The following is a 24,488-nucleotide window of genomic DNA, read 5'->3' as shown; positions in this document are numbered from 1 at the left end:
CAACCATACAGGAGAAAAGAATATGGATATTTTTACATTAGCAATGTGGATAATTACAATAATTTTTGCTTTATATTCGTTTATTCGAGACAAGGATAAAACTATAAACGCACTAAAAAATGCCGTTAGAATGGGAAGATCAATGGTATTAAACATATTAACAGTTATATTAATTATTGGATTAGTTTTAGCATTTATACCAGCTGAAAACATAGCTAGTTTTATTGAAAGTCAAAACCCAATCATTGCAACTGTTGGTTCAGCACTAGTTGGAGCAATAACATTGATACCAGCTTTTATAGCTTTTCCACTTGTTGGAACACTAGTAGATGCATCAATCAATATTGTAGCAGCTGTTGCTTTCTTAACAACTTTAACAATGGTTGGAATAGTTACATTTCCACTTGAAAAAAAAGAATTTGGACTTAAGTTTGCAATTTCTAGAAATGTACTTAGTTTTATATTTGCAATATTAATTGCATTAGTAATGGGAGCAATATTATGATTAAAAAGATTAAAAACAATATATTAACTGTTATCGTTATATTAGTATATGTTCTATTATTTATTTTCTATAAACCAATGGCTATAACAAGTGTTAAAAACAGTGGATATTATATAAAAGAAATGCTAATGATTATGCCTATTATATTTGTATTAACTGCATTATTAGACACATGGGTTGATAAAGAAACTATAATGAAGTTTTTAGGAAAAGAATCTAAGGCAAAAGGTACCCTTTTAGCTTTTGTATTAGGAAGTGTTTCAGCAGGACCTATTTATGCGGCTTTTCCAATAACTGTAATGTTACATAAAAAAGGTGCTTCTGTTAAAAATATTGTTATTATATTAAGCACATGGGCTGTAGTAAAAGTTCCAATGCTAATTAACGAAGTAAAATTTTTAGGTCTTCAATTTATGGCTATAAGATGGATTTTAACAATAATAGCTATATTAATTTTTGCAACTATTATGAACAGCTTTATCAAAGATGAAGATTTAAAAGTAGATGAAGCATTCTATGATGGAAAAGTAGATATTAATATTAGAGCCTGTATTGGATGTGGTATTTGTAGTAAAAAATATCCTGAGTTATTTGAAGTTAATAATAAAAAAGCTAAATTAAAAGATCTTGAAGATATAGATCAAGAAAAATTAAAAGAGGCAATTAAAAATTGCCCTGTACATGCTATAAACAAATAATTTAAGAAGTAATATATATTGAAGTAATTAGCTTTACTTCAATATTTTTTTATACAAATTTAGTACATTTTCATAAGTTATTTTATTAACTATTTCTTTACTATATCTTTTATTTAACCTATCAACTATCAATTTGGCATTTGAAGAATCAACAATTTCAATTGTAGAATCTATACCATCTAAATCAAATCCAAATCCAATAGAGTTTTCTCCACCTAAATCTAAAATATGATCAACATGTTTAATTATATCATCAATTGTTGAAATTGTAGCTTTATCATTTACAAACTCCGTTAGTAAATTCATCCCAATAACACAATCTTTTTCAATCATTTTTCTAATTAGATTATCATTTAGATTTCTTCCAACTGGAGATATACTAAAACAATTTGAATGAGATGCTACAAAAGGAATATCACTTAAAGATAAAACATCTTCAACTAATTTATTAGATCCATGAGATACATCAACAATGATATTCAAATCATTCATTTTCTTAACATATTTTTTCCCAAATTCTGTTAAGCCATTTTCATTATCAACTCTATACATATCACTAAGGGTATTAAGATTATAACCATCTAAATTAGGATAACCTACTAAATTTGGGTAATTCCATGTTAGTGTTATCATCCTAACTCCTAAGTTATAAAAGTCTTCTAATTCATTAAAAGGAACAATACTACTATCTTCTATAGTTAACATAGAATTAATTTTATTAAAATCTATATCACTATACTTTTTAACTTTATTAATATCATTAATAAAAGTTTCCTCTTCATAAAATTTAATTATTTCTTTTGCTAAAACATTAGGTTTTTCTTCTTTAGTACAATCTAAAAATATTGCCATATTTTGTAATAAATAATTACTTTTTTTCATTTTTTGCACATCGAGGTGAAGATTATTAGAATCAAGATGTTGATTCTTTTTAAACATTCTAACTATAGTATCACAGTGCATATCTACTATTTGCATAAATATTTCCTTAATAGTTTAATCTAATTTATAAGCGGCTGGAGATTTACCATAAAGTCTTTTAAATTCTCTAGAAAATTGAGAATTACTCTCATAGCCAACTGAGAGTGCAACCTCATAAGCCTTTTTATTATTATATACTAACATATCTTTAGCTTTTTTTAACCTAATCTTTTTTAAATATTGAATTGGAGTTTCCCCTGTGACATTTTTAAAAGTTTTATAAAAATTAGAAGGACTCATATAGCACTCTTTAGCAAGCTCATCTACACTAATATGATTATAATAATTTGTATGAATAATCTTCAAAGCTTTAGCTAATCTATCATACTCACTACCATTTATACAAAGAGAATATAATATGTCGATATTTTCACCATTTAAAACATAATAAAAAATTTCATTAACAATTAATGGAGCTAATATTTTCGCAGTATTTATACTCTTTAATGATTCTAATAATCTTTTTGAAGCATCTTCTATTTCTTTTGTTATCTTTAGTGGATTTGCTTTAAAGGTATTAACATTTACAACAGGTGGTGTTATATTATCCATTTTTAAGATCATGTTTTGTAATATTTCAATATCTAATTCTATATGAAGACCAAAAACAGGATTTTCTTTTGTTGCAACGGCCTCACATTCAAATTGCAAATGAGTAGGTAATACTAAATAATAATCTCTGCTATATTCAAAATGAGTATTTTTAATATAACCATGTTTAGTACCATTTAATACAATTAATATCCCTGGATTATAATCTAACAGTTGTCTTTTTAATGAATAATCGTTTTTAAAAATTTTTACACCTTTAACTATTGTTTCATTAAACCCTTCTTGTAACTTAAAATATTCAATATAATTAATAACTTCTTGACAATTCATAATTCCCTCTTATTTCAAGAATATAGAATATTGAAAGAAAAACAAGCTTAATTATATCAATTTATAACTTTTGTATAGGATTAGGCAAAACCTTATCAATTATTAGGCATTTTAATTTCAACTAATTAGTTTAATATTATATATACAATAAATCATAATAAAAGAGGAGCAAAATATGAATAATTTTATATATGATATTAAAACAAAAGTCTATTTTGGTACAGATCAATTAAACAATAATATAGGCAAAGAAACTAAAGTTTATGGAAATAAAGTACTACTCACATATGGTGGTGGTAGTATTAAAAAAAGTGGATTATATCAAAAAGTTATAAAAGATTTAGAAAAAGAAGGTTTAGAAATATTTGAATTATCAGGTATTAAACCAAACCCTAGAATTACATCAGTTAGAAAAGGTGTAGAGCTTTGTAAAAAAGAAAATATTGATGTATTAGTTGCAGTAGGTGGTGGTTCAGTTATTGACTGCACAAAGGTAATTGCTGCAGGTACTTATTATGATAATGATCCATGGGATATTATGTTAAATAAAGTTGATGTAAAAAAAGCACTCCCTTTAATCACAGTATTAACTCTTTCTGCCACTGGTACAGAAATGAATGCTAATGAAGTTATCACTAATTTAGAAACTAATGATAAAATCGGTATGGCTTTTGAACCTTTAAGACCAAAGGTTTCTTTTCTAGATCCAAGTTCAACCTTCAGTGTTAATAAATATCAAACAGCTTGTGGCTCTGCAGATATATTAAACCACATAATGGAAGTATATTTTAATACAGATGATGGATTATACATGTTAGATACAGTTATGGAAGGCCTTATGAAAACTGTAATAAAATATGCTCCTATTGCTTATAATAACCCAGATAATTATGAAGCTAGAGCAAATTTAATGTGGGCTTCATCTTGGGCTATTAATGGTTTTGTAGCTGGAGGGAAAACTCATGATTGGACTTGTCATCCAATAGAGCATGAACTATCTGCTTACTATGATATTACTCATGGACTAGGATTAGCTATAATTACTCCTAATTGGCTTGAATATACTCTAGATGAATCAACAGCTTATAAATTTAGACAATTTGGTATAAACGTATTTAATATCGATGATAGCTTAAGCAATATGGAAATTGCAAAATTATCAATCAAGAAATTAAAAAAATTCTTCTTTGAAGATTTAGAATTAACTGATAATTTAACAGATTTAAAAATAGATGATTCAAAGTTTGATATTATGAGCAAAAAAGCTTGCCAAAATGACAAAATCAAAGGATTTAAAACTCTTTATCCAGAAGATGTAAAAAACATACTTAAAATGTGTGAAAAATAAATCTTTATATTATAATCCTTTATTAACATTTAATAAGCTACTACATATATTGTGGTAGTTTTTTTTGATATTTTTTTATTCTTTATAGTAACCTAGATAAATATTTTACATTTGACACTTAAATGAACTATGGTAATATATAAATATACGATACTAAAATTACAAAAGCTAAAAGAAGTTTTTCCATAAATTACTAAAATACTTTTTTAACCCTTTTGAAAAAGGAGGAATATTATTGAATATAAAATAAAAGATAAAGAGCACCTCAGTACTCTTTGGACCGATATCTACAATACTGAAGGTAAACCCGATTGGTCTCATATTATTCCATATTATGACGATAATATATTTTTTAAAGATACTGTTCAAGAAATTCATGGGAAAAAAGAATTTCAGGAAATGACTAAAAGGCTCACAGATAGATCTAACGATTTAAAGATGAAAATCAAAAACTCTTGTGAAGATGGAAATATCATTGTTTTAGAATGGGAAATGACTTTAAGCTTTAAAAAATATCCAAACTCATCAATCTTTGGAATGAGTAGAGTTCTACTCAATGAAAATAGAATGATAATTGAACAAAGAGATTACTATGATTTATGGGGTGATATTTTTGATAATATTCCTAGATTTTGTAAATCTTATAGAAAATTTATGAGAAAGAAATTTGGATAAACTATATGAATAAATACTTAAAAGAATACAAATGGTCTAACATTTTTGACATGATGAGAAATAATAAAAATGATCCAAAAGTCTGTAATGATTCAGCTAAAGGAAAATTTACTGTTATATCAGGAACTACTTCTGGAATAGGATACTGTGCAGCAGTTGAATATGCTACTAAAGGATCTGATTTATTATTTATTAACAGAAATGAAGAGAAAACAATAAAACTATGTAATGAATTTAGAGATAAATATAATATTAAATGTGATTATTTAATCTGCGATTATACAAGTTTAGATCAAGTAAAAGACTTAGGATTAAAACTAAGTAAAATAGAGCAAAATATAGATGTATTTATCCATAATGCTGGCACCTATCTCACTACAAAACAATTTACTAAAGATAATATAGAAACAGTATTTCAAGTAAACTATTTAAGTTCTTTTATCTTAAATTATATGCTAAAAGACAAGTTTGCAAAACAAAAACAAACTAAGATTTTATTTGTAAATTCTGAAGGACATAGATTTGCATTATCGGGAGTACTAATCGATGATTTAGATTGGAAAAAGCATCATTATACAGGATTAAAAGGATATGGTAATGCAAAAACTGCTCAAATATTGTCAATGACAACATTATCTAAATATTATGAAGGATTAAATATTACAATTAATTCTATGCATCCTGGCAATGTAAAAAGTAATATGGGTGAAAATAACGGAAAACTATATAGAATCTTTAAACATCTTTTGGTATTACCATCATCAAGACCTCCTGAAATTGCAGGAAAAGCACTTTATTATTTAGGAATCTCAAAAGAAGTTGAAAAAGATAATGGTTATTTTTTCAATCTGACAGAAAAAGAGATACCTGCCCCTCATGCACTCGATAAGGAAATGGCTTTTAAACTGTGGGACAAATCTATTAGTTTAAGTGGGTTAAAATAATGAATGACAAACCTATTGTTATAGTTGGAGCAGGTCTTGCAGGACTTACAAGCGCAGCATACCTTACAAAAGAAGGATATGAAGTTACACTAATTGAGAAAAATGAAGACTGTGGTGGCCTCCTAAATTCTTTTAATTATAGAGATTTTATTTTTGATGTAGGCGCAAGATCAATTGAAAACTCAGGTATTGTTAAACCACTTTTCAAAGATTTGGGAATTGATATCGAGTTTGAAGATAGTCTTGTTTCTATAGGAATAGAAGATAATGTAATTTCTTTTACAAATTTAGAATCTATAAAATCATTTAAAGATTTATTAATTACAACATTTCCTAATAATATTAATGATATTGATATAATTTTTAAGCAAATATACAAAATTACAAAAAGTATGGAAATAATGTATGGGTTTGACAATCCAATATTTAAGAAAGATTTTACAAAAGATAAAGAATATTTAATTCATGAACTACTTCCATGGTTCCCTAAATTTGTTAAATCTGTATTACATATGAATAGATTAAATAAACCTGTTGAACTTTTTTTACAAAAATATACAAAAAATCAATCATTAATCGATATGATAAGCCAACATTTTTTTAAAAACACATCTACATTTTTTGCTTTAGGTTACTTTTATGTATATCAAGATTACATCTATCCAAAAAACGGAACAGGAGAAGTAACAAAAAAATTAAAAGAAAAAGCACTTATAGATGGTTTAATAATTAAAAATAATACTACAATAGTCAAAATTAACCCAATAGATCACAATGTAATTGATGATAAAGGTAATATATATTCATATTCAAATTTGATATGGGCATCAAATTTAAATGATTTATATTCACTAATGAATACGAAAAAACTAAATAAAAAGGTATATAATAAATTCACAATTACCAAAGAAAAATTATTAAAAAGCCGTGGTGGTGATTCTGTTTTCTCAATTTATTTAGGCATTGATAAACCTGTATCCTATTTTTCAGACATTTCTAATGGACATTTTTTCTATACTCCTAATAAAAAAGGATTAAACAATATCCACACATCAAAACTCAATGATATAATTATTAATTTTGAAAGTTATAGTAAAGAGCAAATTATTAATTGGATTGATCAATTCTTTGAATTCAACACATTTGAAATATCAATTCCCTCTATAAGAAATGAAAAGTTATCTCCTAATGGAAAAACAGGATTAATTGCAAGTGTTTTATTTGAATATGATTTCATAAAAAAAATAGAAGAAGCTAATTGGTATGATGAATTTAAAGCAATTATGGAAGATAAAATAATTGAAGTTTTATCATCCTCTATATATCTAGGTTTAAATAATCATATATTATTTAAATTTTCCTACACCCCATTAACAATCCAAAAACGTGTTAACACTTCACAAGGTGCAATAACAGGCTGGACATATGAAAGGGAGACACCTGTTGTAAATAAATTATTTAAAATAGGGAAAGCAGTTATTACTCCAATAAATGATATATATCAAGCAGGCCAATGGGCTTATAGCCCAGCTGGAATACCAACTTCTATATTAACAGGAAAATATGCTGCAGATACAATAATTAATAAAAATAAAAAATAATTATTAAAGCATCAAGGCTTCTAAATTTTGATCTTCTAATCTAAAGATTCTTTTTTTATTAATTTCTCTAGCACCTATAGATTTAAAAAACTTTACACATTCTTCATTATTTTTTGGGCATGTCCATTCAATTTTATTAAGCTTATTCCTTTTTGCTATTTGACATAATTTCTGTAGCATAATTTTGCCATATCCTTGATTTCTATAATCTTTTAGAATATAAATATCTTCTAAAAATATACTACCTTTGCCTTTGAATATGGAAAAGTTAAAGGAATAAAGAGCAAAACCAACTTCTTTATTATCATTTATGAGGAAAAAAACATTTGCTAAATGTCTATCAAAAATCCAATACTTTAAAGTTTCTTCATTTAAATCTAATTTATGCATCTTATCTTTAGATTTAGCTAATTTTGTAATAAAATCAATAATTAAATCCATATCATTAATTGTTGCAAATCTAAAACTATAATTTTCATTAACAAATCTATCCACAATTATCTCCTCATTTAATAACTAATGATAGCACATAATTAATAATAAATAAAAAATAAAATGGGATTATTGAAAATCAATAATCCCAAAAGTTGTTAATCTATATCTCTTATTCCCAAGATTCACCTGTTAAATAGCGATAGAATGCATTATTTACATAGAATTCTCTTAAATCAATTGTTGCATCAGTTAATATTCTCATATCACTTGCTAATTGATCTTTAGTTTCTACTAAAGTAAATGGGTGAATTGAATATCCACCATCTAATGCTACACAATCATAAATTGCTTGATAAGCATCTTCATCATGCATATCTTCTGTGCTATATAGTGGTTGCCACCATGCACCAGAAATTAATTTAACATCACTTCCTTCAGCTTGGTTTTCACTATTTTTCTTAGAATATTGATTAATAATTCTATCAAAATCTAATAAATCTGCTTCATTTTCAAATTCAAATAATGCATCATATTCTAAAGCATTTACTAAATAAAAATCATCACTGTATTGTTCTACAAAATATGAATATGATGGTTCAGGAATTGGGCCCCATTCTAACATATATTGATAAACAGACACTTTAGGTTCGATTTGTAATTTTGCATCAATACCTTCACTGTTTAATAAAGCTACTAATTGTTTTAAATGTTTTTCTTCACAATGGCCATATTTAATAGTTAAATCTGAAATGAAATTAGCATTTTCACCTTCTTTCTTTAAATTATAACCTGTAGATGCTTTTGCTTTAACTAATTCTTTACCAACTATATCTAAATTATTATCACTAAAGATATAGTATGAATCAAATGTAGTTGCAATTTTATTCATAATATCACTATCTGATACTTTACCAACATAATGTCTTGCAACACCTAAAACTTGAGCAACATTCATAACTAAAGTATTTGCTACATCACTAGAAATTGAATCAGCTAATACACTTTTTGCACAATCTATATCTATCATATGTGCATCTAAAGCACATGCTACGTATTTAGCATCTGAAGTTTTTACATCAGAAATACCATAATAGTCTAATCTAGCTTGAGCTTTTTCTTCAGTATAAGTTAATGCTAATTCTTCAAATTCACCAGCTTTTACTAAAGCAACAAAAACATCACTAACAGTTGATAAATCCATTTCACTAATAGTTGCAATTTCATCAATTAATTGATCTTCTGAAATTGAATCTTCAATGTTTACATCTAAAGTTGTAGACAAATAAAGACTATCAGAGATAACATCACTCTCAATCATCACCTCTTGAGTTGCACAAGAACTTAATAATACTGCAATTAATGATACAGTTAAAATTAATTTACTTTTTTTCATAATTTCTCTCCATAAATTTTCATTTATTCTTCTTATATAATTAAATCTTAAAGATTTACCTTATCTATTTATCTCTTTCCTTTATCATAAACTTCACCTAAAGCTCTAGGAGCTTTTGTTGTTTTAGAGAAGAACAACAATAAGAGTAAAGTTAAAATATATGGGAAAGTTAATACTAAATCACTAAAACTACTTGGCAAGCCTAATTTTTGAATAAAGAAATAACCTGTACTTCTTGCGAATCCGAAAATTAAACAAGCTAATAAAGTATTAGAAATTTTCCAGTTACCGAATATATATGCGGCAATAGCTAAATATCCATAACCAACATAAATACTTGGTGAAAAATTTGTTGAAATAGAATATGCAAAACACATACCACCAAGACCAGACATTGCTCCACTAATTAATATAGCAATAAATCTAATTTTTAATACATTTCCACCAGCTGCTGCAACAGAGTGAGGATTATCACCACAAGCTCTAAGTCTCATACCAAAAGGTGTTTTATATAATATGTATGCCATTATTAATGCAACAATTACTATTACAAATTCAAATCCATAAGCATCAGTAAAGAATGCACCAAGAAATGGAATCTTACTTAAAAAAGGAACTGTAATTTTAGGAAAAACAAATAACATAAACTTATTTGAGGATTCTCCGAAAATTGAAATATTTAATTGGTTAGTTAAAAATGCAGTTAAGGATACTGATAACATATTAATTACAACACCACTGATAACTTGATTTGCTTTAAGTTTAAGTGCCATTAGAGCAAAAAGCATTGCGAATAAAGCACCTCCAGCCATAGCAGCAAAAAGGGATAAATAAACTAATGAAGATTGAGAGTCAACAAAAGAAGTAGTTAATAAAGCTACAAATAAACCACCAAAGAAAGCACCCATTCCAAGTAAACCCTCTAAAGCTAAGTTAGTAACTCCACTACCTTCACAGAAAATACCACCAATAGAAATAATAAATAAAGGCAAAGTAAAAGCCATTGAATCAATTATAATATTATTCATTTTTACCTCCATTATCTAATAATTCGAGTTTATATCTGTTTGCAATTAATCTAAAATAACCACTACTTGCACTAAATAATAATAATATACTTGTTATTAATGCTGCAATTTCTCTTAATACACCAATTCTTGATGATAAATATGCTGTTCCAGTTTCAAAAATCATTACTAATATAGAAGCTAAAAAACAACCAATTGGAGTCATATTTCCAAGTAAAGCTACAGCAATAGCATCAAATCCTAAGGATGGAACTACTCTTGGTTGAATAGATGCATAAGCACCTAAATAATAAGTTACACCTGCAAGACCTGCTAAAGATCCAGAAATTATCATTGTTTTAATTATTGTACTTCCAACCTTAATACCACAATATCTAGAAGCTTTTTGATTTGCACCAACAGATTTTAATTCAAAACCAAATTTTGTTTTATCTAGCATAAATTTAATTACAAATACAAAAATTAAAGCTAAAATAAAAACTGTTGTAATATTCATTCTTAGATTAAACATTTCAACATCTACTAAAGTTAATCTTGCATTTTCATTAATCTCAACACTCTGTCTAGTAACAGGGTCAACAAATTTTGTTTGAATAAAAAAGCTTGCAACATAGCTAATTATATAGTTAAACATGATTGCAACAACAACTTCATTCATATTGAATTTATATTTTAGAAAACCAATTAATGCTCCCATTAAAGCACCAACACCTATTCCAATTAGTATAACAAGAATCTTTGCAACTATTGATGTTATATCACTATAACCAACTAATACTGTTGCTATAAATCCTGATAAAACCATAATACCTGAAACACAAATATTGAATAATCCACATTTTAAGGCAACGGCTACTGAAAGAGATGCAAAAATCATAGGAACTGTATAATTTAATAGTGTTAAAAAATCAGTAAGTTGTGATTTTTTACCTGGATATTTAGCTTTTGGCAAAATACCTGAACCTTGTAATAAGCTTCTGTATGCTACAAGTGGATCCTTACCTAATAATAATAATAATATAGCTCCACCTAATAAACTTAATAAAAGACAAAATAAAGATACTCTAAGTAATTGATGTTTGCCCGGACCACAAAAGCCCACATAAGCTCTTTTAAATAAATTTTGTTTTTTAAGCATGGTGAACTCCCATCATATATTCCCCGACTTTTTCTTTAGTTAATCCTTTTGCATCTTCAATAGTTTGAACTTCACCATTATAGATAACAAGAATTGTATCAGCTAAAGACATTACTTCATCTAATTCAAGTGAAATCAATAAAATAGCTTTCCCTTGATTTTTTAATTGAGCAATACGGTTATGTATAATTTCAATAGCACCAACATCTAAACCTCTAGTAGGTTGAACAAATATAACTAATTCACCGTCACTATGGATTTCTCTAGCAATAATTGCTTTTTGCTGGTTTCCTCCACTCATGCTTCTTACTATAGTTTTCTCTCTTTCTTCACCACATCTAATATCAAAAGTATCAATTAAATCACTACTAATGGAATCAAATTTTGAAAAATCTAATACACCATGTTTTGAGCAATATGGCTCTTTATAATATTGTTTTAGACATAAATTTTCAGATAATGTAAAATCTAATAATAGTCCTACATTATGTCTATCTTCAGGAATATAAGAAATACCTAATTCACTTCTTTCTCTAATTGATAAATTGTTTAACTCTTTACCATTTACAGAAATTGTTCCTTCACTAATATCTATTAAGCCAGTAATTGCATCAGCAATTTCAACTTGTCCATTACCAGATACACCGGCAACAGCTAAAATTTCTCCACTTCTTACATCAAAAGAAACTTTTTTTAATACTTGAACGCCATCTTTATTTATACTGCTAATATCTTTTACTGAAAGAACAGTATCACCATAAGCAATATCTTCTTTCTTTATTTCCAAAGAAATATCATGACCAACCATTAATGATGACATTTCTTTAGTTGTTGTAGATTTTACATCTAATACATCAACTAATTTACCTTTTCTTAAAATTGCACATCTATCAGCGACTTTTTTAATTTCATCTAATTTATGTGTAATAATAATTATAGTTTTACCACTATCTCTTAATGATTTTATTATTTCTAATAAAGATTCAATTTCTTGTGGTGTTAAAACTGCAGTAGGTTCATCAAAAATTAATAATTCAGCATTACGATATAACATTTTTAATATTTCTACTCTTTGTCTTGTAGAAACTGCTATATCCTGAATTAAATCGGTAGGATTTACTTCCAAATGATATTTCTTTGATAATAAAGCTACATCTTCGTTCGCTTTTTTAATATCAACTTTTCTAATAAAACCAAATTTCTTTTTTATAGGCTCAATACCTAATATTATATTTTCAGCAATTGTTTGGTTATCAACAAGTTTAAAATGTTGGTGTACCATACCAATATGAAGTTTATTAGCATCAAGAGGAGAAGTAATATTTACTTTTTCTCCTTTAATAAATATTTCACCTGCACTTGGCTCATACAAACCAAAAAGCACACTCATTAATGTTGATTTACCAGCACCGTTTTCACCTAAAATTGCATATATTTCGCCTTTTTTTACATCTAATGAAACATCATCATTTGCTACAATATTAGGAAAAACTTTGCTAATATGTTTAAGCTCAACAAAGTTATTATTCATTTATTTTCCCCAAATAGTTCATTACTCAATTAAGAGTAATGAACTAGAATAAATTAATTATTTAATTACAAAACCTTCAGGTGTAAATCCACCGAAGTTTGAAGCAGGAACAATTGTACCAGCTTTTACAGCTTCATAAGCTTGATCTACTTTAGCGATAGTATCAGCACTTAATTGTTGACGACCATCAGCTTTTACGAATCCTGTTGAATCTGTAGTTGCGTTTAATACTTCGTTCATACCAACAAAAGTACCATCGTTGATTTTTTGTAATTGTTTATCAACATTTACACCCATTACTTTTAATACACTTGTTAAAATAATGTTATCATCACCTACTGTACCATCATCCCATTGGTCAACATCACAACCGATAACTTTTACACTACCGTTAGATTCTTTAGCAGCTGTAAATACACCATTACCAGAACCACCTGCAGCTACAAATAAGATATCACAATCTTTTGCAATTAATTGATTAGCAACGATTTTACCAGTAGCTTCATCAGCAAATGAACCAACATAGTTACCACCAACATTAGCACCTGTTACATCAGTACCAGCTTGAGAAGCTAATTCAACACATTCTACATCAGTACCATATTTTGCATTAGCATATAAAACACCACATTCAAAACCCCATTGGTAGTTAACATTTGAAGGATAAGCTACACCATTGATTACTGCTACTTTGTTAGTTTTTGTTTCTAAAGCAGCTGCTACACCAGCAAAGAAACCAGATTCTTGTTCTGCAAATTGCATAGCATAAACGTTATCTAAAACAACAGTACTAAAAGGATCATTAGGATCTGATGGGAAAGTATCAACTAAGATAAATTTTGTATCAGGATTATCAATAGCTAATTGAGAAATACCTGCGAATTGGAAACCAGTACATACTTCAACATCATAATCAGCTACAACATCAGAAGCTACTTTTAAAGCTTTTGCAACATCACCACTAGGTTCTCTTAAAGGTTTTACACTAGCACCTGGGTTTTTTTCAATAAATGATAAAATACCGTTATAGTTTTCTTCGTTAAAAGAACCATCATCAACACCTGATGGAGTAGTAACGATAGTAATATTTAAGCCTTCTTCTTGAGCAACTTCTTCACTACTACCACCAGCAAAAACTAATGATGTTACACTAAACATGCACATTACGATTAACAACAATTTTTTCATAACTTTTTCTCCTTAGAAATTCTTATATTAATCCCATTTATTAATTATTTTTTTTAATAATTTAATAAATTGAGGTTTTACCTTTTTACCTGCATCAATTACTTCTTGTTGATCTAATAAAGTTTTACTTATTCCTGTTGCCATATTAGTCAAACAGCTTATACCTAAAAGTTCCATATTAAAATAACTTGCAGTTATTGCTTCAAATACTGTAGACATTCCAACAGCATCAGCACCTAATTTTTTATATAGTTGTACTTCTGCAGCAGTTTCAAAACTTGGACCACTGGCAAATTGATATACTCCTTCTCTAATTGGCAAATCTATTTCTTTTGCACAATTTTTCGCTAATTGTACCATTTTTGAAGAATAAGTGTTAGACATATCGAAAAATCTTTGGCCTAATTCTTCAAAGTTCTCACCTCTTAATGGATTTTCAGCAATCAATTTAATTTGATCTTTAATAATCATTAAATCACCTACATTCCATTCATCATGTAAACAACCACTTGCATTTGTTAAAATTAATTTTTTAATTTTTAACTGATTGAACACAAAAATTGGATAGCAAATTGTTTTTGTATCATAGCCTTCATAATAATGAAATCTACCTTGCATGCAAACAACATTTTTATCACCTAATTTTCCGATTACTAATCTTCCATAATGACCTGGAGCTGTAGAACTTGGAAAAAATGGTATATCTTTGTAATCAATAATAGTTGGATTTTCTATTTCATTTGCTAATTCACCTAATCCACTACCTAAAACTAAAGCAATTTCGATATCACAATTAATTTTCTCATTTATATAGGCAGCACTTGCATTAACCTTTTCTAAAAAATTTAACTCAGACATAAATAAACTCTACCTTACCATAAAGCTTCAATCTCTTTAGATTGAGCTTCATTTAATTCACTTAATTTTACACCACAAGATTCTAATTGTTTTGCAATTACAGTCATTTTTGCAGCTCTTTCTAAAAGGTCCATTTTATCAAATCCACCTAATAAATCTTTTGCTAAAACAATAGCACCATGATTTCTCATTAACATTACATCATAATCTTTTGCATATTTTGCAACTTCATGAGCTAACGGTTCTGTTCCCATTAAATGATATGGTACATTAATAACATCACCCATAAAATAATAAGCTTCAGCAGTTAATTTAGTTAAAATATTACATTTCTCCCCTTCAATTGCACTAAATGTTGATGCATAAATTGGGTGAGAATGAACTACAGCATTCATTTCAGGTCTATTAATTAATAATAATCTATGAATTTCACTTTCAATACTTAATTTAAATTCAGGAGTATGGTTAGTACCATCAAAACCAACAATAGCAATTTTATCTGCTGTTAAACAACTTTTATCTAGTGCTGATGGAGTAATACAAAATAATTCATCATTTATTCTTAAACTAATATTTCCACCTGATACTGTTGTTAAACCTCTTGCAAATAATCTATTCATGGTTTGAGCAACTTCTTCTCTTTCTTTTAAAAACTTATCCATTTCTCTATATTTCCTTATTTTTATTTATAATAATCTTCTAATTTATCTGGATCTAATTTACCTTTATCTGTAATAACACCAGCGCAAAGAGATGGAGGAGTAATATCAAATGCAGGATAGTAACCTTTAACTCCTTCATATGTAAATTTCTTATCAAGAGCATGTAACACTAATTCTGGATCTCTCTCTTCTATAACAATTGAAGCTTTATCAGGATGAGATAAATTTGGTTTCCCCGTTACATAATAAGGAATATCAAAATAATTACAAGCTAAAGCAATTTGAAATGTTCCAACCTTATTTACAATATGACCATCCATACAAATTACATCAGCAGCAGATGTAAATACATCAACTTTTTTCTTTTCTAAAACATATCCTGGCATATTATCAGTAATTACAGTTACATCAAAACCCATGTCTTTAATACAACTAGCTGTTAATCTTCCTCCTTGTAAATAAGGTCGAGTTTCAGGACATATAAATTTTATATCTTTATTATCTTCTCTAATAGCTTTAAGCATCATTCCAACAACTGTTTCTGCCCAACATTGAGTCATTACAGTTCCCTTTTGTGGAAAATTATCAACTAAATGTCTGCCCATTATTTGGCATGAAGAATAAATTTCTTCATAATATTCAAGAGTTGTATTAAATGCTGCATCAATAGCACTTTCGCCTTTTACTTTTGCTTTTATAGCTGCATTTTCACATTTTTCAACAATTTCTTTCATAAAAGCTGAAGTAGTAGGTCTTGCAGTATATAATGCTATACCAGCATTATGCATAAAACTTATAAAATCTTTTTCATTTTGTTTATCTGCTTCATAAGCAGCTAATGCCATACCCATACCAGCAGCAAAATAAGGCCCCCAGCTTTGAGTTACCATATCAGTAATAGCTTTTGCTACTTCTTTATGAGACGTGCATTCAACAAATTTAACTTCCATAGGATAAATTCTTCTATCAAGAATTCTAACTTTACCTTCACTATACCAGGCAATATTCTCATGCTTTAATATAAAAGCTAAAGAATCATCTAATCTTTTCATACAACACCTTTTTTTATTTTGTTTTCACTTGTTTTTATCATATAAACACGAAAAAAACCAAAAGTCAAGAAAAATAAAACAAAATTATCTCTATATATTTCTTTACATAACATACTATTAGTGTTAGTTTAATAAAAAAGATATTAAATTTTGTTTTGAGGTAAAAAATGCTTGCTAATGAAAGAAGAAACCAAATAAAAAAGATTTTAGATAAAGAAAAGACTATTACAGTAAAAGTATTAGCGCAAAAACTTAATGTAACAATGGAAACAATAAGAAGTGATTTAGATTATTTATCTAGGAAAAATATTGGTATTATAAAAGTTCATGGTGGAGCTTACAAAATTGATACGTTTGATAAATCTATACCAATTAAACTTAGAGAACAAGTTATGGTAAAAGAAAAGGAATCCTTAGCTAAAATTGCTATAAAGTACATTCATGATGGAGATGTATTAATGTTAGATTCTAGTTCAACTAGTTTTTGCATTGCTAAATTATTAAAACAAAACAAAGTAAAATCTACAGTTATTACTAATTCACTTTCTATTATGAATATAGTATCTTCTTCACCATTTATAAAGCTAATAAGTTTAGGTGGAACATTAATTTCAAACTCTAATGCATTTAGGGGAAATACGACATTATCTAATTTAGACAATTTACATGCTGATAAAGCTTTTATAAGTCCTACTGCAATATCTACTGATTTTGGCCTTAGTCATGATAATGAAGCTGCAGCTCAAATATTAAAAAAGATGATAAAAAATAGTGATACTAATTTTTTAATTGTTGACCATACTAAATTGGGAAAATCTTGCTTAACTAAAATTTCTAACTATGATCCAATTAATTATGTTATTACAGATAAAAAACCAAGTGATGAATGGATTAGTTTCATAGTTACTAAAGAAATAATCCTTAACTACTAATCTTCTTTTTTAAATTTCTAATTTGAGATTTAACAAAAAGTCCTAAATCTGATGGTAAATCTTCAATATCAAACCAATTAACAGTTGAAAATTCCATATTAAAAGACGGGTTTATTTTTGATTTTATTTCAGATTCATAAACTTCCCAATTAAAAAATGGAACATGCATTTTCCACAATGGTCTTTTATCTAAATTATCAACTTCTATTCCAAATTCTTCATAAGTTTCTCTTATTGCAGTTTTATAATAGGCTCTCAAATTATTATCATATCCATCTTTTTTATCTTCAAACCCTCCCCCAGGGATATTCCAAAGATTTTTGCAAGGATTAAAGCTTCTTCTGCCTAATAGTACAGATATATTACCATCTTCTTCTTTGTGCCATAATAGCATTCCAGCCCCATGATAAGTATTAACTTTCATTTATCCCCCAAATAATTAAAAAGTTATTTTTCAAATAATTATTATAACATACCTAGCAAAAAAATAAAACTAAAGGGCAAATAATCAATTTAAGATTTTATATGGTTTTTTTATATCATATATAGTAATATGAATTACTTATGAACTATTATCCTTTTTTAATTCTTTTAGGTGCCATATTGTGGGGAACAACTGGAACTTCTCAAACTTTTTTATCTTCAGCTATGCCACCATTAGTTGTTGCTACCTTTCGAATGATTATTGGAGGAAGCTTTTTATTCTTTACTTCTTTTTTAGAAAAGAAATCAACTTTTAAGAATTTAGTTAACAAAAAATCAATATTTATTTCATCTATTTGTATTTCTATATATCAGCCTTTTTTCTTTATTGGTGTTTCTAGATTAGGGGTAGCCCTTGGAACAATTCTAGCAATATCAAGTGCCCCTATTTTTACTGGCATTATAAATAAAATATTTAAAGTCAAATTAAGTAAACAGTGGGTACTTGCAACTTTAATATCAATTTTAGGTTGTATATTTATTTTCTATAATAATAATCAAACACAAACAGATATACTTGGAATAATATGTGCTCTTTCTGCAGGTTTTAGTTATGCTCTTTTTGTAATTAATTCTAAAAAAGCATATGCTAATAATTCAAGAATAAAAACAAATGGTATAATCTTCTTCTTTGGGGCAATTTGTCTATCTCCAATATTATTGATTTATAGAAATGATTTTGTTATCACATCTAATGAAATTATACCTCTTTTATATCTTGGAATAATAGCAACAAGTTTAGCTTACACTCTTTTTGCATTAGGAATTAAAAAAACTTCTGCAGCAAAAACTGTTACTTATACTTTAGCAGAACCACTAAGTGCTTCTTTATTAGGAATTCTTTTCCTACACGAAGCATATACAATTAATACTATTATAGGAATTATACTTATCTTCACAGGTCTAATAATAAATTCTAAAAAATAATAATAACCATACTATTATTTAAATAGACAATGTTTCCTAATTAAAAATACATCTTTTTTGCAAAAATTTACCTTTTTCAATTTGACAAGTAGAATACTAAGGATTTATTATTGTTAGTGTGCTTATTATGTGTTTATGTGTATTTTACATATATTTACATGTGTTTCTTACGTATTTATATGTATTTGTAATTGTTATTGGAGGTGTTTTATGAAAAAACTATTAACAATTCTAGCTATTATTCTAATAGCAAGTGTAGGATTATTTGCAAAAACTGGTAAAGTAATATTATCAACTAGTGTTGCTTCTGAATCCGTTGAATTATCCCTTAAAAATAGTTCAGGAGTTGAAATAGCAGATGCTGGAGAAGACACAGTAGTTGTTGATATTACAAATGACGGAACAACTGGGGATTATACTATTGATGCAAGATATAACAAGAGAAATGATTTAACTTTAAAAGTAAACATTGAACCTGGTGAATTTATAAATAATGATGAAAATGGAAATGATTCTGGAATTACTCCTAGCGTTATTGGTCAAGGTAATATAAGTTTCCCATATTCTGTTGGTTTGGATAATGGTAACCATTTGAATAATCCAAAAACACTTTGTACTTTTTATTTCTCTTGGAATGGTGAATCTGATTTAGACGCAGGTGATTATACAAGTACAAACATTATAAATTATTACGTTGAATAATTTAATATTTACTTTCATCTTGTTATAGTAGCAACTATTTACATAGTTGCTTTTTAAATTATAAAATATCTTGAATTCTAACAATTTTCTATTGACTTATATTGTTTATACAATTACTTTATATATTAGTTAGAATTCAAGATATTTTTTGGAGATTATTATGCCTCAAACACTAGATTTAAAAAACCTTGGTATGTCAATTAATACATTACCTAGATTTTTACACAAAGTATTAAGTTCATTTAAACCTAATTCTGAAATACCAATTAAAAAAAATGAAGTTAAAGCAATAATGGAAATTTATCACACTCCAAATAAAACCATGAATTATTATATTGATGCTGTTGATATGAAAAGTGGTTCTTTTACTTATTTAACTGATAAATTAGTAAAGAAAAATATTATATTAAAAAAAACATCTTTAGAAGATAAAAGAAAAACAACTCTCTGTTTATCTGAATTTGGATATGAAATTGCAAAGCAAATGATTGATGAATTAAATATTCATTTTAATTCTCTTTTAAATAATTTAGATTCTAAAGATATAAAAGATTTAGAAATAGCTCTTAAAACTCTAGATTCAATTTATAATAAAATATAATAATAAAAATTCTTCAAAAATATCTAATTCTAACAACTATTTAGCACTTTTGGAGAAATTACTTGAAAAACGACAAGACAAAAGAATTAGAAACTTTACCGATAGGAAAATTATTAGCACAATATTCTATCCCCGCAGTAATTGCTATGATTGTAAATGCAATATACAACGTAGTCGATAGAATATTTATTGGTAATTTTGCAGGAGAAGAAGCTTTAGCAGGACTTACAATAGCTTTTCCTATTATGATGATTATTTTTGCATTTGCATCTCTTATTGGTATTGGTGGTGCATCTTTAATGTCAATTAATTTAGGCAAAAAAGATCTTAAGAAAACAAGCAATGTTTTTGGAAATATGTTAAGTATTGGGGTATTAATTTCAGTAATCATTTAAATTATTATGAAAATAAACTTAGATGAACTTCTTTATTTGTTTGGGGCATCTTTAGATACAATTGAATATGCTTCAAGTTATATTACCATCATTATATATGGTTTTATATTCCAAATGATTTCATTTAACTTAAATAGTGCTGTTAGAACAGAAAATCAACCTATATTATCAATGATGGCAATGATGCTTTCAGCTATTACCAATATTATTTTAGATTATATATTTATTGCTAAATTAAACATGGGCGTTGAAGGTGCAGCATTAGCTACTATTTCAGGGCAACTTGTTGGATTAGTACTACTTTTATCATTCTATATTAGAGGAAAAAGTATTTTACATCTTTCATTTAAGGATTTTATACCAAACCTAAATATTTTTACTTCAATAGTTTCTATAGGTATTACAACATTTATCACAACACTTGGCTCAAGTATAGCTATGAGTTTTATGAATAGAGGATTAGGACAATATGGTGGTACAGCAGCTATTACAGCTATGGGAGCAATAAATAGTTTATTTACATTATTTATCATGCCAATTATGGGAATACAACAAGGAATGCAACCAATTATAGGATATAATCATGGAGCTAATAGACTAGATAGATCATATAAAACACTAAAAATAGGATTAATTGTAGGTATAGCTTTCTCAACATTAGTATTTTTATTAATGGAACTATTTCCAACTACTTTTATTAGTATGTTCATAGATCCAACTTCTTCTACTATTAATATCGCAGTAACTGGGCTTAGAATTTATATGTTAATGCTCCCTTTGTTATGTGTTAATATTTATGCAATAGGATTTTATCAATCCATTGCAAAAAGTACACAAGCATTAATTCTTGGAATACTAAGACAATTTTTATTCTTAATACCGTTTATTTTAATATTACAAAATTTATTCGGATTAATGGGTGTTTGGGCAGCTGTTCCTCTATCTGATGGATTAGCAATAATTATTTCAATAATATCGTTATTAATAAATTACAATAAATCTAAAAGCACAATTAAATTACATAAACAATCTGAAATCAAATTACAACCTCAAATGAGTTAATACTATATTTAGTCTTTGCTATATTAATTTATAGCAAAGACTATCTTTTTATGTTGATGAAATTATTTCAGTTTTATAATTAAATCGCACAAAACCATCAACATTTTCTTCTTCAAAAATTCTTTTTATTTCACTATAAAAAATTTCATAATTCGTATCGCCTTTTTCAGGAGTATAAGAAGAAGAAGCAACCCGTCCTATAAATTGTTCTAAATTAAAAATTTGGAAATTATTATAAGATACCTTTTCCCATTTCTTATCAAAAAAGAAATTAAATTCATCCTTCCCTAAATTTTGATGATTAACTTTTTTATAATCTTTTGAAAAATTAATTAATATATCATCATATTTTTCTAAAAATGAAGTATTTGATAGTCTATTATTGAAGAGAAGAAAAGTTTTAGAATTAGGCTTCAATATCCTATTAAATTCACTTTTACATTTTTCTAAATCAAACCAATGGAAAGCTTGTGCAACGGTTATAACATCTAATTGATTATCTGATAAAGTAGTATTTTCAGCGCTAGCATCAATAGAATAAAAATTATTATTATTTGATAACATTTTATTAGCATAGTCTCTCATAGCTAAATTTGGTTCAACACAATATAATTTTTCAACTCTATCAATTAACAATTTACTTAAAATACCGGTACCAGATCCTATATCACCTACTACACTTTTTTTATTTATTCCATTTAGAAACAAGTAATTTATGGCATCTTGTGGATAACTAGGTCTATACTTTACATAATTTTCAACTCTAGATGTGAATCTACTTTTGTTTTCTATATCACTCATAATATATTTTATATACTTCTATAAGTTATTTAACAAGACAATGAGTTTTTAATATTTAACAATATCCTTAGAGCCTTCTTTATAATCTTTATAAAAACCTATACCTTTTCCTGCATGGATAATAGAGCCTAAACAACTCTCTTCTTGTAATTCAAATAAATATAATTTTTTCATATAAAGTGACTCAACAGCTTTTTGTAGGTGAAAGTTTTTCCTAATTCCATTTCCAGATCCTACAAGATATTTTAATTTTTTTATTTTAGAATTTGGCAAATTAGTGTAAAAAGTAAAAAGCTCTTTAGCCATACCCATAACCAAACTTTTTACAATATTATGTGAATTGAAATTAGCTTCTGTTATATTCGTAAAATAAGCATTAGAGCTTTCTTTCCCTCTTTGTCCTAAGAAAAATGGCATACAATTTATTTCTTTTTTAGAAAAATCCAAATCCATATTATCCATAACTTTCATACTATTTATATTATCATTGCCAGAAAAAGTTAAAACTACTTCTTCAAAAAAAGAAGATAGTATCTTATAAGAATTACCACCACAGAGCGAAAAAGCAACATTGATAAAACCTTCATTAATTCCTAAAGGTCTTATCTCATAACCCAAATAATTTTTATAATCTTTATCAAAGAAAGAAATTTGTCCTGAAGTACCATAATTTAATAAAATACTATTATCTTTATTCTTTACAGACCCTAAAAAACTTGCTTGATTATCCCCTATAGCTTGAATTACTGCTATTGTTTTATATTCTCCTAATTTTTCTATTTTAGTACTAATTTCTGGAATATATTTTATACAAGCATCTCCTAATTTCTCTAAGCTTTTTGATCTTTTCCCAGTTTTAATATCACATATACCCATGCTATGAGCCAAAGTAATATCTGTAAGGGGAACTGTAGAATTAGAAAGCTTCATACATACATAATCCCCTATTGTACAAAATTTATTAGCATACTTAGAAATATTATTTTCTAACAATAAGGAATAATGAGTAGTTATCCCATAACCTGTATAAACTGGATAACCTAATATATTTGAAAGATAAGTTTCTAACTTTTCATTTTCAATAATTTTTAAGCCTCTTTGGTTTTGCCAAGTATATAAAGGAGATACAGCATCGCCTTTATCATCTACATATAATATTCCATGCATCTGAGAGCTTAATGACATTGCCATAATATTATCTAAAGAAAAATCTATTAATTCATTAATTATATTTTCTATCTTATCTAATATTAAATTAGGATCTTGTATATATTCACCTTCACCACTTATTAAAAATTCGTTATCGATAAAAGAAATCTTTAAAATTTCATGCTTTTTTGTTGAATATAAAACTCCACTAATAGAAGTCGTTCCAATATCTAGACCTATTAAATTCATTAATTATTACCCTCCTTTCACTAAAAAATATGATACTTAGTTTAAAGCCTTATACTTATATTCACAATCATTATTATTAGAAATATTATATAAAAATAGATTAATTGATAATCTAATTAATATACCTTATTGTACCTTGTTATTTATTAGTCTATACTAACAATATCTAAATTTAACAAACTAACAGAGGAATAAATGAAAAATTTATATGATGAAAAATCTCGTAAAATAATGAGAGACAGTGAAAATTCAACAAGCATGAGTATGA

25 protein-coding genes and 1 pseudogene are annotated in these 24,488 nt (G+C 27.0%); 12 read left to right on the top strand and 14 right to left on the bottom strand.

Features of this window, described 5'->3' with window-relative positions; genetic code table 11:
• Positions 1 to 22 precede the first annotated feature (22 nt).
• Complete coding sequence (locus ACPKM0_RS04120) at positions 23 to 505, top strand: permease (protein ID WP_472473571.1); 483 nt, start codon at positions 23 to 25, stop codon at positions 503 to 505.
• Positions 502 to 1,203, top strand: coding sequence for a permease (locus tag ACPKM0_RS04115; RefSeq protein ID WP_472473569.1), 702 nt, complete (start codon positions 502 to 504; stop codon positions 1,201 to 1,203). Before ACPKM0_RS04120 ends, ACPKM0_RS04115 begins: the two co-directional genes overlap by 4 nt.
• Positions 1,204 to 1,236: 33 nt before the next feature.
• On the opposite strand, the gene ACPKM0_RS04110 is transcribed toward ACPKM0_RS04115, so the two are convergent.
• Both ACPKM0_RS04110 and ACPKM0_RS04105 read right to left on the bottom strand, forming a co-directional pair.
• Positions 1,237 to 2,181 carry a dipeptidase gene (locus ACPKM0_RS04110; protein ID WP_472473567.1) on the bottom strand — a complete coding sequence of 315 codons (945 nt, stop codon included), beginning with the start codon at positions 2,179 to 2,181 and terminating at the stop codon, positions 1,237 to 1,239.
• Positions 2,182 to 2,199: 18 nt separating this feature from the next.
• The gene (locus tag ACPKM0_RS04105) at positions 2,200 to 3,066 is read right to left on the bottom strand and encodes an AraC family transcriptional regulator (protein ID WP_472473565.1); all 867 of its coding nucleotides are present in this window, start codon (positions 3,064 to 3,066) and stop codon (positions 2,200 to 2,202) included.
• Between the two features lie 175 nt (positions 3,067 to 3,241).
• On the opposite strand from ACPKM0_RS04105, the gene ACPKM0_RS04100 reads away from it, so the two are divergent.
• From ACPKM0_RS04100 to ACPKM0_RS04085, 4 genes are all read left to right on the top strand, one after another.
• Complete coding sequence (locus tag ACPKM0_RS04100) at positions 3,242 to 4,414, top strand: iron-containing alcohol dehydrogenase (RefSeq protein WP_472473563.1); 1,173 nt, start codon at positions 3,242 to 3,244, stop codon at positions 4,412 to 4,414.
• A 231-nt stretch (positions 4,415 to 4,645) separates the two neighbouring features.
• A complete protein-coding gene (locus tag ACPKM0_RS04095) occupies positions 4,646 to 5,089 on the top strand; it encodes a nuclear transport factor 2 family protein (RefSeq protein ID WP_472473718.1) in 444 nt (147 codons plus the stop codon).
• Positions 5,090 to 5,094: 5 nt separating this feature from the next.
• Positions 5,095 to 6,033, top strand: coding sequence for an SDR family NAD(P)-dependent oxidoreductase (locus tag ACPKM0_RS04090; RefSeq protein WP_472473561.1), 939 nt, complete (start codon positions 5,095 to 5,097; stop codon positions 6,031 to 6,033).
• Positions 6,033 to 7,634, top strand: a complete 1,602-nt coding sequence (locus tag ACPKM0_RS04085; protein ID WP_472473560.1) for a phytoene desaturase family protein — start codon at positions 6,033 to 6,035, stop codon at positions 7,632 to 7,634. The genes ACPKM0_RS04090 and ACPKM0_RS04085 overlap by 1 nt, the downstream gene beginning before the upstream one ends.
• A gap of 3 nt (positions 7,635 to 7,637) precedes the next feature.
• Here the strand turns inward: ACPKM0_RS04085 and ACPKM0_RS04080 are convergent, their stop codons facing one another.
• From ACPKM0_RS04080 to ACPKM0_RS04040, 9 genes are all read right to left on the bottom strand, one after another.
• Positions 7,638 to 8,129, bottom strand: a complete 492-nt coding sequence (locus ACPKM0_RS04080) for a GNAT family N-acetyltransferase (RefSeq protein ID WP_472473558.1) — start codon at positions 8,127 to 8,129, stop codon at positions 7,638 to 7,640.
• Between the two features lie 109 nt (positions 8,130 to 8,238).
• Positions 8,239 to 9,462, bottom strand: coding sequence for a hypothetical protein (locus tag ACPKM0_RS04075; protein ID WP_472473556.1), 1,224 nt, complete (start codon positions 9,460 to 9,462; stop codon positions 8,239 to 8,241).
• A gap of 68 nt (positions 9,463 to 9,530) precedes the next feature.
• Positions 9,531 to 10,490 carry an ABC transporter permease gene (locus ACPKM0_RS04070; RefSeq protein WP_472473554.1) on the bottom strand — a complete coding sequence of 320 codons (960 nt, stop codon included), beginning with the start codon at positions 10,488 to 10,490 and terminating at the stop codon, positions 9,531 to 9,533.
• Positions 10,483 to 11,628, bottom strand: a complete 1,146-nt coding sequence (locus ACPKM0_RS04065) for an ABC transporter permease (RefSeq protein ID WP_472473552.1) — start codon at positions 11,626 to 11,628, stop codon at positions 10,483 to 10,485. The genes ACPKM0_RS04070 and ACPKM0_RS04065 overlap by 8 nt, the downstream gene beginning before the upstream one ends.
• Positions 11,621 to 13,159 carry an ABC transporter ATP-binding protein gene (locus tag ACPKM0_RS04060; RefSeq protein ID WP_472473550.1) on the bottom strand — a complete coding sequence of 513 codons (1,539 nt, stop codon included), beginning with the start codon at positions 13,157 to 13,159 and terminating at the stop codon, positions 11,621 to 11,623. The genes ACPKM0_RS04065 and ACPKM0_RS04060 overlap by 8 nt, the downstream gene beginning before the upstream one ends.
• A gap of 57 nt (positions 13,160 to 13,216) precedes the next feature.
• Positions 13,217 to 14,347: a BMP family lipoprotein gene (locus tag ACPKM0_RS04055; protein ID WP_472473549.1), complete on the bottom strand. Its 1,131-nt coding sequence runs from the start codon at positions 14,345 to 14,347 to the stop codon at positions 13,217 to 13,219.
• A gap of 27 nt (positions 14,348 to 14,374) precedes the next feature.
• Positions 14,375 to 15,205: a purine-nucleoside phosphorylase gene (locus tag ACPKM0_RS04050; RefSeq protein WP_472473547.1), complete on the bottom strand. Its 831-nt coding sequence runs from the start codon at positions 15,203 to 15,205 to the stop codon at positions 14,375 to 14,377.
• A gap of 14 nt (positions 15,206 to 15,219) precedes the next feature.
• Positions 15,220 to 15,867 carry a class II aldolase/adducin family protein gene (locus tag ACPKM0_RS04045; protein WP_472473546.1) on the bottom strand — a complete coding sequence of 216 codons (648 nt, stop codon included), beginning with the start codon at positions 15,865 to 15,867 and terminating at the stop codon, positions 15,220 to 15,222.
• A gap of 20 nt (positions 15,868 to 15,887) precedes the next feature.
• Entirely contained in the window at positions 15,888 to 16,919 is a 1,032-nt protein-coding gene (locus ACPKM0_RS04040) for a s-methyl-5-thioribose-1-phosphate isomerase (protein ID WP_472473544.1), read from the bottom strand.
• Between the two features lie 167 nt (positions 16,920 to 17,086).
• Between ACPKM0_RS04040 and ACPKM0_RS04035 the strand changes: the two genes are divergently transcribed.
• On the top strand, positions 17,087 to 17,851 hold the full coding sequence (locus tag ACPKM0_RS04035; protein ID WP_472473542.1) for a DeoR/GlpR family DNA-binding transcription regulator: 765 nt from the start codon (positions 17,087 to 17,089) through the stop codon (positions 17,849 to 17,851).
• Here the strand turns inward: ACPKM0_RS04035 and ACPKM0_RS04030 are convergent.
• Positions 17,841 to 18,275 (bottom strand): NUDIX hydrolase, encoded by a 435-nt coding sequence (locus ACPKM0_RS04030; RefSeq protein ID WP_472473540.1) that lies wholly within the window; start codon positions 18,273 to 18,275, stop codon positions 17,841 to 17,843. The two genes, ACPKM0_RS04035 and ACPKM0_RS04030, sit on opposite strands and share 11 nt — an antisense overlap.
• A 140-nt stretch (positions 18,276 to 18,415) precedes the next feature.
• Here ACPKM0_RS04030 and ACPKM0_RS04025 point away from each other — a divergent pair, with 140 nt between their 5' ends.
• The 5 genes and pseudogenes from ACPKM0_RS04025 (at position 18,416) to ACPKM0_RS04005 (ending at position 22,021) form a co-directional block, all read left to right on the top strand.
• Positions 18,416 to 19,261, top strand: coding sequence for a DMT family transporter (locus tag ACPKM0_RS04025; protein WP_472473538.1), 846 nt, complete (start codon positions 18,416 to 18,418; stop codon positions 19,259 to 19,261).
• 210 nt (positions 19,262 to 19,471) lie between these two features.
• Positions 19,472 to 19,963, top strand: coding sequence for a hypothetical protein (locus tag ACPKM0_RS04020; protein WP_472473536.1), 492 nt, complete (start codon positions 19,472 to 19,474; stop codon positions 19,961 to 19,963).
• A gap of 160 nt (positions 19,964 to 20,123) precedes the next feature.
• Positions 20,124 to 20,564 (top strand): MarR family winged helix-turn-helix transcriptional regulator, encoded by a 441-nt coding sequence (locus tag ACPKM0_RS04015; protein ID WP_472473534.1) that lies wholly within the window; start codon positions 20,124 to 20,126, stop codon positions 20,562 to 20,564.
• A gap of 62 nt (positions 20,565 to 20,626) precedes the next feature.
• Positions 20,627 to 21,169, top strand: a pseudogene (locus ACPKM0_RS04010) (MATE family efflux transporter); the annotation flags it as partial.
• Entirely contained in the window at positions 21,143 to 22,021 is an 879-nt protein-coding gene (locus ACPKM0_RS04005; RefSeq protein WP_472473716.1) for an MATE family efflux transporter, read from the top strand. The pseudogene ACPKM0_RS04010 and the gene ACPKM0_RS04005, both read left to right, overlap by 27 nt.
• A gap of 48 nt (positions 22,022 to 22,069) precedes the next feature.
• Here ACPKM0_RS04005 and ACPKM0_RS04000 read toward each other — a convergent pair whose 3' ends face one another.
• Together ACPKM0_RS04000 and ACPKM0_RS03995 are read right to left on the bottom strand one after the other, a co-directional pair.
• Positions 22,070 to 22,822, bottom strand: a complete 753-nt coding sequence (locus ACPKM0_RS04000; RefSeq protein ID WP_472473532.1) for a class I SAM-dependent methyltransferase — start codon at positions 22,820 to 22,822, stop codon at positions 22,070 to 22,072.
• Positions 22,823 to 22,870: 48 nt separating this feature from the next.
• The gene (locus ACPKM0_RS03995) at positions 22,871 to 24,220 is read right to left on the bottom strand and encodes a sedoheptulokinase (RefSeq protein ID WP_472473530.1); all 1,350 of its coding nucleotides are present in this window, start codon (positions 24,218 to 24,220) and stop codon (positions 22,871 to 22,873) included.
• Between the last annotated feature and the right edge of the window lie 268 nt (positions 24,221 to 24,488).

The organism is Pleomorphochaeta sp. (assembly GCF_050031695.1).
Classification (GTDB): Bacteria; Spirochaetota; Spirochaetia; order Sphaerochaetales; family Sphaerochaetaceae; genus Pleomorphochaeta.
The sequence above is the reverse complement of the archived record's forward strand: the minus strand, read 5'-3'. Positions and strand labels throughout refer to the sequence as shown.